15 protein-coding genes are annotated in these 12,338 nt (G+C 68.6%); 1 reads left to right on the forward strand and 14 read right to left on the reverse strand.

The annotated features are described in order from the left end of the window. Window positions 1-65 precede the first annotated feature (65 nt). The 6 genes from MRBLWO14_RS00680 to rpsB all read right to left on the reverse strand — a co-directional run bounded on the left by MRBLWO14_RS00680 (window position 66) and on the right by rpsB (window position 5,013). Entirely contained in the window at window positions 66-647 is a 582-nt protein-coding gene (locus MRBLWO14_RS00680; RefSeq protein WP_341934574.1) for a DivIVA domain-containing protein, read from the reverse strand. Next, window positions 647-1,816, reverse strand: coding sequence for a phosphatidate cytidylyltransferase (locus tag MRBLWO14_RS00685; protein ID WP_341934575.1), 1,170 nt, complete (start codon window positions 1,814-1,816; stop codon window positions 647-649). The genes MRBLWO14_RS00680 and MRBLWO14_RS00685 overlap by 1 nt, the downstream gene beginning before the upstream one ends. 5 nt (window positions 1,817-1,821) lie before the next feature. Continuing rightward, window positions 1,822-2,376: a ribosome recycling factor gene (gene frr, locus MRBLWO14_RS00690; RefSeq protein ID WP_341934576.1), complete on the reverse strand. Its 555-nt coding sequence runs from the start codon at window positions 2,374-2,376 to the stop codon at window positions 1,822-1,824. A 63-nt stretch (window positions 2,377-2,439) separates the two neighbouring features. After that, the gene (gene pyrH / locus MRBLWO14_RS00695; protein ID WP_096715986.1) at window positions 2,440-3,156 is read right to left on the reverse strand and encodes a UMP kinase; all 717 of its coding nucleotides are present in this window, start codon (window positions 3,154-3,156) and stop codon (window positions 2,440-2,442) included. 91 nt (window positions 3,157-3,247) lie between these two features. Beyond that, window positions 3,248-4,075 (reverse strand): translation elongation factor Ts, encoded by an 828-nt coding sequence (tsf, locus tag MRBLWO14_RS00700; protein ID WP_096715985.1) that lies wholly within the window; start codon window positions 4,073-4,075, stop codon window positions 3,248-3,250. A 44-nt stretch (window positions 4,076-4,119) separates the two neighbouring features. Beyond that, complete coding sequence (rpsB, locus tag MRBLWO14_RS00705; protein ID WP_341934577.1) at window positions 4,120-5,013, reverse strand: 30S ribosomal protein S2; 894 nt, start codon at window positions 5,011-5,013, stop codon at window positions 4,120-4,122. Window positions 5,014-5,321: 308 nt separating this feature from the next. Here rpsB and MRBLWO14_RS00710 point away from each other — a divergent pair, with 308 nt between their 5' ends. After that, window positions 5,322-5,849 carry a M23 family metallopeptidase gene (locus MRBLWO14_RS00710; RefSeq protein ID WP_341934578.1) on the forward strand — a complete coding sequence of 176 codons (528 nt, stop codon included), beginning with the start codon at window positions 5,322-5,324 and terminating at the stop codon, window positions 5,847-5,849. Between the two features lie 16 nt (window positions 5,850-5,865). On the opposite strand, the gene MRBLWO14_RS00715 is transcribed toward MRBLWO14_RS00710, so the two are convergent. The 8 genes from MRBLWO14_RS00715 to rplS all read right to left on the reverse strand — a co-directional run bounded on the left by MRBLWO14_RS00715 (window position 5,866) and on the right by rplS (window position 12,227). Further along, entirely contained in the window at window positions 5,866-6,768 is a 903-nt protein-coding gene (locus MRBLWO14_RS00715) for a tyrosine recombinase (RefSeq protein WP_341934579.1), read from the reverse strand. A gap of 35 nt (window positions 6,769-6,803) precedes the next feature. After that, window positions 6,804-8,012 (reverse strand): DNA-processing protein DprA, encoded by a 1,209-nt coding sequence (dprA, locus tag MRBLWO14_RS00720; protein WP_341934580.1) that lies wholly within the window; start codon window positions 8,010-8,012, stop codon window positions 6,804-6,806. Further along, on the reverse strand, window positions 8,009-9,538 hold the full coding sequence (locus MRBLWO14_RS00725) for a YifB family Mg chelatase-like AAA ATPase (RefSeq protein WP_341934581.1): 1,530 nt from the start codon (window positions 9,536-9,538) through the stop codon (window positions 8,009-8,011). The genes dprA and MRBLWO14_RS00725 overlap by 4 nt, the downstream gene beginning before the upstream one ends. Further along, window positions 9,535-9,897 (reverse strand): YraN family protein, encoded by a 363-nt coding sequence (locus MRBLWO14_RS00730; protein WP_341934582.1) that lies wholly within the window; start codon window positions 9,895-9,897, stop codon window positions 9,535-9,537. Before MRBLWO14_RS00730 ends, MRBLWO14_RS00725 begins: the two co-directional genes overlap by 4 nt. 102 nt (window positions 9,898-9,999) lie before the next feature. Next, window positions 10,000-10,326, reverse strand: a complete 327-nt coding sequence (locus tag MRBLWO14_RS00735; protein ID WP_341934583.1) for a DUF2469 family protein — start codon at window positions 10,324-10,326, stop codon at window positions 10,000-10,002. 42 nt (window positions 10,327-10,368) lie between these two features. Then, window positions 10,369-11,031 (reverse strand): ribonuclease HII, encoded by a 663-nt coding sequence (locus tag MRBLWO14_RS00740; RefSeq protein WP_341934584.1) that lies wholly within the window; start codon window positions 11,029-11,031, stop codon window positions 10,369-10,371. Further along, window positions 11,028-11,762, reverse strand: a complete 735-nt coding sequence (gene lepB / locus MRBLWO14_RS00745) for a signal peptidase I (protein ID WP_341934585.1) — start codon at window positions 11,760-11,762, stop codon at window positions 11,028-11,030. Before lepB ends, MRBLWO14_RS00740 begins: the two co-directional genes overlap by 4 nt. A gap of 117 nt (window positions 11,763-11,879) precedes the next feature. Then, window positions 11,880-12,227 (reverse strand): 50S ribosomal protein L19, encoded by a 348-nt coding sequence (gene rplS / locus MRBLWO14_RS00750; RefSeq protein ID WP_050721068.1) that lies wholly within the window; start codon window positions 12,225-12,227, stop codon window positions 11,880-11,882. Between the last annotated feature and the right edge of the window lie 111 nt (window positions 12,228-12,338).

Raw genomic sequence — 12,338 nt, forward strand, 5'->3', positions numbered from 1 at the left:
TCGTTTCGGGAGTTCACGATAGGGGGCAGTCTACCCAATCGGGTCGGGCTGGACCACGGAAACGTTCAGCGAACCGCCAGGATCACATCGATGGTCGCGTCCAGGAGGGCGTCGACCTGCTCCTCCCGGTACCCGCCGCGCTGCATCCGGAACGCCGCGCCGCGCAGCTGCTCCGCAGAGAGCGGCTCGCCGTCGCGAAGGTAGCGAACGATACGCGATGCCACGTGGTCGACCTCGTCCACGCGGTAACCGAACGTCAGGACACCCGTCCGCGCGAAGCGATGGCGCCTGGGACGCGCGAGGTGATCGAGGATGACCTGCGCCTCGGCCCTGGCCTCCTCGACCCACGCCCCGGCGCCCTTCTCGCGCACGGACTGCTCGCGAGCCCGGCCTGCGAGAGCGTCCTCCACGCGGCCCAGAGCGGCATCGACCTCGGAGATGACGTATCCGTTCTTCACCAGCGGGAACGACGCCACGCGCACGTCGGCGGCGGAGAGGTCGCCGCCGCCCTCGAACGCCGTCCGAGCGGCGGCGAGGAAGGTGTCGACAGCGGCACGATGGTATCCGCGCGTACGCCCGCTCGTCAGCGAGAACGCCGGACGGGGATCGGCGACCTGCGTCGCGTCGAGTCGTTCTTCTGAGGCCATCACAGCACCGTCCAGGAGGAGAAGAGGAAGTAGAGGCAGAGAGCGGGGATCGTCGACGGGAGGATGCTGTCGAGTCGGTCGAGCAGGCCGCCGTGGCCGGGCAGCCACGAACTCATGTCCTTGATCCCGAGGTCGCGCTTCAGCATGGATTCGCCGAGATCGCCGAGGGTCGCGGACAGGAGGATGGACGCACCGAAGATCACCCCGATCCACCACGGCAGGTGGAGGAGGTAGATCGCGAGCAGCACACCGGCCGCGATGGAGCCGACCACCGCACCACCGAAGCCCTCCCACGTCTTCTTCGGGCTGATGCGCGGAGCCATCGGGTGCCGTCCGAACGCGAGACCGGCGGCATACGCGCCGGTGTCGGCCACGACGGCGATCACGATGAAGCTCAGCACCCACCATTCACCCCCCTCCTGACCGAGGAGGATGAGAGCGACAGCGGCGAGGAAAGGCACGTAGATCTGCACGAATCCGCCGATGACGGCATCCGAGAGCACATCGCCGTACGTCCGACCGTCCTTCGCGACCATCTGGGCCATGAGGCGCCACACCACGACGTACGCGACGGCCAGGAACAGGGTCACCCAGACGAGCCAGAGGTCGAGGAAGTAGGCGGAGAGGACGAGGCAGCCCGCCGCGATGAACTGCGGAATCAGGTCGATGCGGCGGCCCGAGCCACGCAGCGCGAGCGAGAGCTCGTAGACACCCAGCAGTGCCGCTGCCAGAGCGAACGGCACGAAGAGGATCTTGATGAAGAGCAGCGAGGCGAGGAGCGCAACGCCGAAAGCGAGGCCGATCAGGATCGCCAGCACCAGGTCTCGCCCCGTGCGCTCCTTGATGCGCTCGTTGGCCTGGTCGATCTGGTCACGAGCGTGAGAGACGTGGGTCCCGAACTCGTCGCGCGCTGCGCGCCACTGCTCGCGGATCGCGTTGTGGTCGGCGGTCGCCAACGTCGGCGCCACCACGACCGGCGGCTCCACCGCGACAGGCTCGGCCGCTACCGGCTCCGCGGGGAGCGGCGGGCGCGGAGGAATGCTGTCGGCGTCGAACCCCGGGAATGCGGAATCGCCCAGCGGGGCTCCGTCCGCAGCGAACGCCGGATCGCGCGCATCGCGGCGCGTCTGCGGCGTCTCGGGTCCTTCGCCGATGGGATCGTCGGACATACCGCCTACACCTCGAGGAGTTCGGCCTCTTTGCGCTTGAGAGCGTCGTCGATGAGGTCGACGTGCTGGCGCGTGAGGACGTCGAGTTCCTTCTCGCCGCGAGCGATCTCGTCCTCGCCGAGCTCGCTCTTGAGAGCGTCGAGCTCGTCCTTGGACTTGCGACGGATGCCGCGGACGTGGACCTTCGCGTCCTCCGCCTTCGACTTCACGAGCTTGACGTACTCCTTGCGACGCTCGGCCGTGAGCTCGGGCATGGTGACGCGCACGAGGTTGCCGTCGTTCGTGGGATTCGCACCGAGGTTCGGCATGTCGCGGACAGCCTGCTCGATCGCCTTGAGCGCCGACTTGTCGTACGGGGTGATGATGAGGGTGCGAGCCTCCTGGTTGGCCAGGGAGGCGAGCTGCGCGAGCGGGGTCGGCGTGCCGTAGTAGTCGACCAGGAGCTTCTGGAAGAGCTGCGGGTTCGCCCGGCCGGTGCGCACCGTGGAGAAGTCCTCCTTGGCGGCTTCGACCGCCCGCGCCATGCGAGAGGTGGTTTCAGCGAGGACGTCCGCGATCACGGTGGCTCCTATCGTCGGGGTGTTCAAGAATTCTATCGGGCCGGGCGCGGAACGCCCGTCAGGTCACGCGGTGACGAGTGTCCCGATCGGTTCGCCGAGCAGCGCCTTCGTCACGTTGCCTGCCGGCTCCATGCCGAATACGCGCATGTCCATGTTGTTGTCCATGCAGAGGCTGAAAGCCGTGGAGTCGACGACCTTGAGGCCGCGCTGCAGGGCGTCGCGGTAGGTGACGCGGTCGATGCGCTCGGCATCCGCGTGCTTGTTGGGATCTGCGGTGTAGATGGCGTCGACGCCGTTCTTGGCGACCAGCACCTCCTTCGCCCCGATCTCGAGGGCGCGCTGCGCCGCGACCGTGTCGGTGGAGAAGTACGGGAGTCCGGCGCCGGCGCCGAAGATGACGACGCGACCCTTCTCCATGTGGCGCTCCGCGCGGCGCGGGATGTAGGGCTCGGCGACCTGGGTCATCGAGATGGCGGACTGCACGCGCGTCGGGGCGCCCGCCTGCTCGAGGAAGTCCTGCAGGGCCAGAGCGTTCATCACGGTGCCGAGCATTCCCATGTAGTCCGCGCGTCCGCGGTCCATGCCGCGCTGGCTCAGCTCGGCCCCGCGGAAGAAGTTGCCGCCGCCCACGACGATGGCGATCTCCACGCGATCGACGGCTGCGGCGATGTCGCGCGCGATCTGGCTGACGACGTCGGGGTTGACGCCGAGCTGTCCGGCGCCGAACGCCTCTCCGGAGAGCTTGAGCAGGACGCGGCGGCGTCCGGTGCGTTCGGTCATGGGTGTTGTCCTCTCGTCCCGATTCAAGATAGTGCCTCGTGGGCATGAAGAAGGGGTTCGGACCACATGGACCCGAACCCCTTCGACCGTGCTACGCGCCGACCTTGAAGCGCGCGAAGTCCGTCACGGTGATACCGGCGTCCTTCGCCACCTGGGCGACGGAGAGCTTGTTGTCCTTCGCGTAGTCCTGCTCGAGCAGTGCGACCTGCTTGATGAACGCGGAGACGCGGCCCTCGACGATCTTGGGCAGAGCCGCTTCCGGCTTGCCCTCGTTGCGGGAGATCTCGGTGACGATCTCGCGCTCCTTCTCGACGGCCTCCGCCGGAACGTCCTCGCGGGAGAGGTACGACGGGTTGGCGAACGAGATGTGCTGAGCGATGCTGCGAGCGGTCTCCGCATCGTCACCCGAGTAGGCGACGACGACGCCGATCTGCGGCGGGAGGTCCTTGCTCGTGCGGTGCAGGTAGACCTCGACCTTGTCGCCGGTCACGGTGCGGACCTGACGCAGCTCGACCTTCTCCCCGATGATCGCGGCCTCTTCCGAGATGACCGTCTCGACGTTCTTGTCGCCCGCGGGAGCGGCAAGCGCAGCCTCGACCGAGTCCGCCTTGACGGCGGCGACAGCGTCAGCGACCTTGTCGGCCAGCGCGATGAAGCGCTCGTTCTTCGCGACGAAGTCGGTCTCGCAGGCGAGCTCGATCAGCGTCACGGCGCCGTCCTGCTCGCGAGCGACGACGAGGCCCTCGCTGGTGGAACGGTCGGCGCGCTTGGCGTTGCCCTTCGCACCCTTCAGGCGCAGGATCTCGGTGGCCTTCTCGACGTCGCCGTCAGCCTCCTCGAGCGCCTTCTTGGTGTCGACCATTCCCGTGCCGAGCTGCTCACGCAGCGCCTTGAGGTCGGCGATGGTGAAGTTGGCCATGTGTGGTGGCTCCTTGCTTCGTGATGTGTGTGGTGGTCGCGGAATTACTTGGCGTCAGCTGCCTCGGCGGCGGCGACCTCGGAGGTCTCCTCACCGGCAGCGTCAGCGATCGCCTCGTCGTGGGCCTCGGCGCCTGCGGCGTCGGCGGGCGTCTCGGCGGTCTCAGCCTCGGTGACCTCCTCGGCGGGGGTCGCGAGGAGCTCCTTCTCCCACTCGGCCAGCGGCTCGGCGTCGCCCGACTCGGGGTTGTGCTTCTGCTGCAGGCCCTCGGCCGCGGCGTCGGCGATGATGCGCGTCAGCAGCGAGACGGAGCGGATCGCGTCGTCGTTGCCCGGGATCGGGTACTGGAAGTCGTCGGGGTCGGCGTTCGTGTCGAGGATGCCGATGACCGGGATGCCGAGCTTCTTGGCCTCATCGATCGCCAGGTGCTCGCGCTTGGCGTCGACGACCCACAGGGCGGACGGCGTCTTGGTGAGGTTGCGGATACCGCCGAGCGACTTGTGCAGCTTGTCGAGCTCGCGCTTCTTGAGGAGCAGCTCCTTCTTGGTGAAGCCCGATGCGGCGGGGTTCTCGTAGTCGAGCTCCTCGAGCTCCTTCATGCGAGCGAGACGCTTCGCGATGGTGGAGAAGTTGGTGAGGAGGCCGCCGAGCCAGCGCTGGTTCACGAAGGGCTGGCCGACACGGGTCGCCTGCTCCGCGAGGATCTCCTGAGCCTGCTTCTTCGTGCCGACGAAGAGGATGGTGCCACCGTGGGCGACCGTCTCCTTGACGAAGTCGTAGGCCTTGTCGATGTAGCCCAGCGACTGCTGCAGGTCGATGATGTGGATACCGCTGCGCTCGGTCAGGATGAAGCGCTTCACCTTCGGGTTCCACCGACGGGTCTGGTGTCCGAAGTGCACGCCGCTGTCGAGCAGCTGGCGGATGGTGACCACAGCCATGGTCGTCTCCTTGTTCTGGCGCGAGAACACGCCGTTGAGGTTTGTCGAACCGATCGGACGATCGGATTCCCTGGTGCCCGGCGCACTCCCGCCCGTTCGAGAACGGGACCTGTGGGAATGGATGCCGCGACCGGAGTCGCTCTGGGCACGCGTAGTCACCCCGATATCGAGGTGCTCCTTCAGCATACAGGATCCTCCAGGGCCACTGCTCCTCCACCGCCCAGCGCAGAAGAGCGGTTCTCCCCCGCTTCCGTGGAGAGTGCGGAACGACGCGCGCAGGCCTCGACGACGCCCTTCAGAGTGTCGCCATGAGACACCGACTGGCACTCGCGGTACTGCTCGTGATGGCGCTGCTTCTGCTCTTCCAGCCGGGTCGGGCCGTCGGCGACGGCGCGACCCCGCCCGACCGGGGCGACTACCCGAGATGGCAGTGGCCCGTCGAGGCACCGCAGGAGGTGGTGGAGCCGTATCGAGCTCCCGTCCATCGATACGGGGCGGGGCATCGCGGCGTCGACGTTCGCGCGGAGGTCGGCGCCGCCGTGCGCGCTCCCGCCGACGGCGTCGTCGCCTTCCGCGGGGTCGTCGTCGACCGCCCCGTGCTGACGCTCGAGCACGCCGGTGAGCTCGTGTCGTCGTACGAGCCGCTGGCATCCGACCTCGCCCCCGGGACGGCGGTCTCGGTCGGCGACGTCATCGGAACGGTCGCGGTCGGCGGTCACGCGGCCGCAGGCACGCTCCATGTGGGCGTCCGCGTTCGCGGCGAGTACGTCAACCCGATGCTGCTGTTCGGCGACGTGCCGCGCGCAGTGCTCCTGCCCTGCTGCCACGACGGATGATGACGGTCGGCCCCGCTCAGGCGCGCGGATGAGCCAGGCGGTACGTCGCAGCCAGTCGTTCCGACGAGACGTGGGTGTAGATCTGGGTCGTGCCGAGACTCGCGTGACCGAGGATCTCCTGCACGGCGCGCAGATCGGCACCCCCGTCGAGCAGATGGGTCGCCGCCGTGTGGCGCAGAGCGTGCGGTCCGACGGTCTCTGCTCCGACGAGCGGCGCGAGGACCTGGGCCACCAGGGTGTAGACCGCCCGAGGTCCCACACGGCCTCCGCGCACTCCGAGGAAGAGCGCCGGCGAAGTCACTGCCGCTCGGGCCGCGAGCGGCGGACGTCCGCGGATGAGGAATGCACCGATGGCGTCGCGAGCGGGTGTGCCGAAGGGCACGACACGTTCCTTCGCGCCCTTGCCGAGCACGCGGGCGGTGCCGCGGTCGAGATCCACGTCGTCGATGTCGAGACCGCAGAGCTCCGAGACGCGGATGCCGGCACCGTACAGGAGCTCGAGGATCGCGTGGTCGCGAAGGGCTGCGGGGTCACCGCTCGATGCTGCCGCTCTCTGGGCGTCGAGGAGCGCTGTCATCGAGTCCTTCGATGCCACGGTCGGCAGGGTGCGTCCCCGTTTCGGGGCGACGAGGCGCAGGCTCGGGTCGTGCGCGATGAGTTCCTCGTCCTGCGCCCAGGCGAAGAAGGACCTGACCGCAGCGGTTCGCCTGGCGAGAGTCGAGCGCGCGTCACCCCGCTGCGTCGCGGCCCACAGCCAGTCGCGCAGGTCTTCCAGGGTCACCTGCTCGACCGCGACCTCGCCGACCGTCGCGGAGAGATCACGGAGGTCGGAGCGGTACGCCCTGACGGTCGCGGGAGACAGACGACGCACCCGGTCGAGGTGGTCGACGAACGCCGACGTGGCCGTGCTGAGCTCCATACCGACAGCTTGCCTCGCATTCGTCGTCGGCCGCGTCAGCCCCGCCGTTCGTCCGCGCCGCGCCGCCTCCATCCCCGCTCGGTCCGTTGCACGAGGCCTTCCAGCTCGAGCATGCCGAGGAGTGATCGCACCGACGTCGGGGCGATGCCGCTCCGACGGGCGAGCTCGTCAGCATCCCAGGCGGTTCTCGCGCTTATAGCATCGAGGAGCCTGGTCCGCTCCGGCGACTCGCGGGATGCCTTCGACGCGGCATCCGTGGACGGACGCCACAGCTCTCGTACCTCCTCTGCGGTCGTCACGCAGCGCGCGTCGTATTCACGGAGCAGTCGATGGCACCCCGCCGAGGCCGGGGATGTGACGGGTCCCGGCACGGCGCCCAGCGGGCGCCCGAGCGCGGCGGCATGACCCGCTGTGTTCAGCGACCCGCTCCGCCAGCCGGCCTCGACGACCACCGTCGCATCGCTCAGCGCCGCTATCAGCCGGTTTCGAGACAGGAAGCGCCACTTCGTCGGCGGCGTCCCGCAGGGGATTTCGCTCACGACAGCCCCCGTGCCGACGATGCGTCGGAAGAGGTCTCGGTGCCCCTGCGGGTACGCGCGATCGACGCCGCCCGCGAGGAACGCGACGGTCGCGCCGCCGACGCCGAGGGCCGCGCGATGTGCTGCACCATCGATGCCGTACGCGCCGCCGGAGATCACGGACGCTCCGGCCGCAGCGAGGTCACCGGCGATCTCACCGGCCACGTGCTCGCCGTACGCCGTGGCCGCACGCGCGCCGACGATCCCGACCCGCTCGTCCGCGCGCAGCGCGGAGACGTCTCCCCTGGTCCAGAGCACGAGGGGCGCATGTGCATCCAGGTCGTCGAGGGGTTCCGGCCACTCCTCGTCTCCCGGAAGCAGAAGCCGCGCTCCGAGCTGGGCGGCATCGCGAAGAGCGGACCCGACCCGGGCGACCGAGACGCGTGGCCGCCAGCGCGCGATCCCGTCGCGGAGCTCGCGTGCGCCGTTGTCTGGCGCCAGGAGCCCGATGCCCGTGCCTCCGTCGATCACGGTCCGCCATGCAGACGCCGCGCCCATCGCGGCTACGAGCGCGCCGGCGACTCCGTCTCCCGGCTCCGCGACGACAGACCATGCGACGCGCGCGACGATCTCCTCGCGCGCGTCCCTGGTGGCCGATGCAGACGAGTCCCGGAGGACCGCAAGGCCCTCGAGAATCGATGCATCGCCGAGGAGCTCCCCGATCATGCGGCAGACCCCCGCTTCAGATAGAGCGCTCGACCGACCTGTTCCAAGCCCGGCCGGTCGAGATCCGCGAGGTCGGCCATGGTCCACGCGAGCCGGAGCACACGGTCGTACCCTCGCAGCGTGAGCAGCCCCCGCTCGAGAGCCCGGTCCAGAGGCGTCCGCGCATCCGCCGGGATCCGCACATCGATCTGACGCAGCCGAGTTCCCGGCACGTCGGCGTTCCTCGTCCAGGGAGTCCCCCGCCATCGATCCGCGGCGCGGGCACGAGCGCTCACGACTCGTGCGCCGGCGTCCCGACTGTTCGTCAGCGGCGGCGCCCCGGACACCGCGCGCGCGGGCGCGACGCGCGCGATCTGCAGCTCGATGTCGACGCGGTCGCGCAGGGGTCCGGACAGTCGTGTCGCGTAGCGGCGGATCGCCGCGGACGGGCAGACGCATTCGGCGCCCCGAACCCCGTAGTGGCCGCACGGGCACGGATTCATCGCCATCACCAGCTGGAATCGCGCCGGGAAGCGTGCGGTGAAGCCTGACCGGCCGATCTCGATGGTTCCCGACTCGAGCGGCTGGCGAAGCGCGTCGAGCGCGGCGCGTGAGAACTCCGCCGCCTCGTCGAGGAACAGCACACCACGATGCGCGCGGACGATGGCGCCGGGGCGCGCTGACCGCGAACCTCCGCCGACGAGAGCGGCGACCGACGCGCTGTGATGCGGCGCCTCGAGCGGAGCCACCGCGTCGAGGGCGCGCACGTTCTCCCCGCACAGTGATCTGATCGACGCGACGTCCAGCGCCTCCTCGTCGGTGAGCGGCGGGAGTATGCCGGGAAGGCGCGTCGCCAGCATTGTCTTTCCCGCACCCGGGGGTCCGCTGAGGAGCATGTGGTGGCCGCCGGCGGCCGCGACGATGAGTGCCTCGACGGCGTCGTGCTGCCCGACGATGTCGGCGAGATCGGGCGACCCCGTGTCCGCGGGCTCGAGCGGACGACGCTCCACGGGTTCGAGGTCGGGAACCGCGACGTCGGCTCCGTACCACGAGGCGACCTCCGCGAGACACACGGCTGCGCGTACCTCCACACCGGGCACGAGGGCGGCCTCGCTGTGATTGGCCGAGGGAACGACGACGCGATCGAATCCGGCGCGTGCGGCGGCGAGGACGGCGGGGAGGACTCCGGGAACGGGGCGCAGTCGACCGTCGAGGCCGAGCTCGCCGATGTGCACGCTCCGGCGGATGGACCGGACGTCGAGCGCGCCGCCGGCTGCGAGAGCGCAGACCGCCACACTCAGATCGAAGGACGATCCCTGCTTCGGCAGACTCGCCGGCGAGAGGTTTATCGTCAGCCTCCGACGGGGAAGGTCGAGACCTGAGTTCTTGCAGGCGTTGTGCACCCGCTGGACCGCCTCTCCGAGCGATTTGTCGGGCAGACCGATGATGCGGAAGTCCGGCGTCTGATTCGACAGATCGGCCTCGACCTCGACGAGGTGCCCGTCGACGCCCGTGAGAGCGACGGCCCAGGTGCGGGCGACGGTCACGAGATGTCCACCAGATGCTCGATCTCACCCGCGGCGGGGTCGGCTCCGATGATCGAGACGGCCTCGACGCGAAGAGCGAGCCCGCGGGCACGCTCGGGGTGTGCGGCGACCCAGGCGTACGCCAGCTGCCACAGCCGTCCGAGCTTGCGGGAGTCGATCGCGTCCAGAGGGTGACCGAAGGCGGCCGAGGACCGCGTCTTCACCTCGACGACGCAGAGCCACCCCCGCGCCACCGCGACGATGTCGATCTCCCCGTGGGAGCACCGCCAGTTCCGGGCGAGGATCTCGTATCCGCGGTCCTCGAGGTATCGTGCGGCATGCTGTTCGCCTGCCCTGCCGAGTTCGTCTTTCGCTGCCATGCCGACAGCCTGTCGTCCGCGGCGACTGTCCGACGCGCGCGGAGGCCGTGATCAACGGCTATCCGGGAGAACCCGTGGATCTCGCCGGTGGTGCAGAAGAGGTCACTCGCCGTCGAGCGAAAGCTCCTGGGGCAGCTCGAACTCACGGCGCTGGAGTTCCTCGACATTGACGTCCTTGAACGTCAGCACGCGCACCGCCTTGACGAAGCGGTCTGCCCGGTAGATGTCCCACACCCAGACGTCGCTCATGGAGATCTCGAAGTAGAAGTCGTGCTCGGTGTCGCGACGGACGACATTCACCTCGTTGGCGAGATAGAACCGCCGCTCCGTCTCGACGACGTACTGGAACTGCGAGACGACGTCGCGGTACTCGCGGAACAGCGCCAGCTCGAGTTCGCGGTCGTAGTCGTCGAAATTTTCCTCATCCATGATGAGTCCATCCTAGAGTCGGCACGGCTCGTCGTCGCACGCTCAGAACAGGGTGGGCGCGTCGGCAATGGCCCAGGACGACCGATGGTGGGGCGAGAGCCCGAGCGACCGGATGGCGTCCCGATGCTCGACGCTCGCGTATCCCTTGTTGCGATCCCATTGATACGAGGGGTGGTCGACGTGCAGCTCCGCCATGTACGTGTCGCGGGCGACCTTCGCGATGACGGATGCCGCCGAGACCGACGCGCAGTCGCGGTCGGCTTTGACCACGGAGCGCACGCGCAGCGGTACGGGATGCACCGCGGAGACGTAGTCGTGATTGCCGTCGAGAAGCACGAGCGCATCGGACACCGCGACGCCCTGCTCGACGACGCTCTGCACGGCCCGCGACGCGGCGAGACCGAGCGCCCGCATGATTCCGACCTGATCGATCTCTGCGGCGGTCGCCCATCCGACTCCCGATGCCTGCACCCACGCCGCAGCGCGCGCGGCGACCTCGGGCCGTCGTCGCTCCGTGACCAGCTTCGAGTCGCGAAGCCCCTCCGGGACGCGTCGACGGGCACCCTTGGCATCCATCACCGCTGCGCCGACGGCGACCGGCCCGGCGAGAGCGCCACGACCGACCTCGTCGAGCGAGATGATGAGCTCGCACTCCTCGGTGAGCAGTCGGCGTTCGAGGGTGAGCTTCGGTGCGACGACGGTCATTCCGCCTCCGGCACCCCGTTGAAGCTGTCGTGATGACCGTCGATGGTGCCCATGCGGTCGAACGGCCAGGTCGTGAAGAACGCCTTGCCGACGACGTTGTCCAGCGGCACGAACCCGCCACTGGGCAGATCCTGATGTGCGCGGGAATCCCGCGAACGGTCGCGGTTATCGCCGAGCACCCAGATGGAGTCCTCCGGCACGACCACGTCGAAGGGCTCGTTGGATGCCGCAGTGTCCCCCTCCGGCAGATCGAGGTAGTCCAGCTCGTCGATGGGAGCGCCGTTGATGGTGATCTGGCCGAGAGCGTTGCAGCATACGACGTGGTCGCCCGGCAGTCCGATGACGCGCTTGACGAGGTGGTCCTGCGAGTCCGAGGCCGAGATCCCGACGACGGTGAGCACCCAGTCGACCGCTTGGATGAGCGGCGGCTGCGCCGGCGTCTGCGGCTGCCCCTCGAGCCATCCCCCCGGATCCTTGAACACGACGACGTCTCCGCGCTCGTAGTCGGTCCAGCGCGGCGTCAGTTCATCGACCAGGATCCGGTCGTCGACCATGAGCGTTCGCTCCATCGACGCCGAGGGGATGAAGAACGAGCGGACGATGAAGGTCTTCACGACGAACGAGATCAGGGCCGCGATGACGATGATGATGAGAACGTCGCGGAGGAAGACCAGGAATCCGCGGCGCCGTCGTGTTCGAGGCGTGGATGCGGCGGCGGAGTCAGTCGTCATCAGGTTCCTTCACAGAGTCGCACCGCGCTCACGCGGCACTACCAAGGGTCGCACACCCCGGAGAGAACAAAGCACCCCGGGACATCGTGTCCCGGGGTGCTGTGGAGAAGCTGCGCGTCAGTTGTCGCGCTTCTCCTTGATCTTCGCCTTCTTGCCACGCAGCTGGCGGAGGTAGTAGAGCTTCGCGCGACGCACGTCACCGCGGGTGACGACCTCGATGTGGTCGATCACCGGGGAGTGCACGGGGAAGGTGCGCTCGACACCGACCTGGAAGCTGATCTTGCGGACCGTGAAGGTCTCGCGAACGCCGTCTCCCTGGCGGCCGATGACGACGCCCTTGAAGACCTGGATACGGGAGCGGCTGCCCTCGGTGATGTTGACGTGCACGTTGACCGTGTCACCGGGGTGGAAGACGGGAACGTCGGAACGGAGCGAAGCCGCGTCGACGGCGTCGAGGATCTGCATGATCGTCTCTCTCTGCACTCGCCACAGGTCGGATGCATGATTTCGGAAGGAACAAGAAAAGGTGTGTGCTGAACGGCGCCGAAGCGTCCGCGGGCTCCCCTGAGGCAGAGC

Source organism: Microbacterium sp. LWO14-1.2, from assembly GCF_038397715.1.
In the GTDB taxonomy this organism is placed as follows: domain Bacteria; phylum Actinomycetota; class Actinomycetes; order Actinomycetales; family Microbacteriaceae; genus Microbacterium.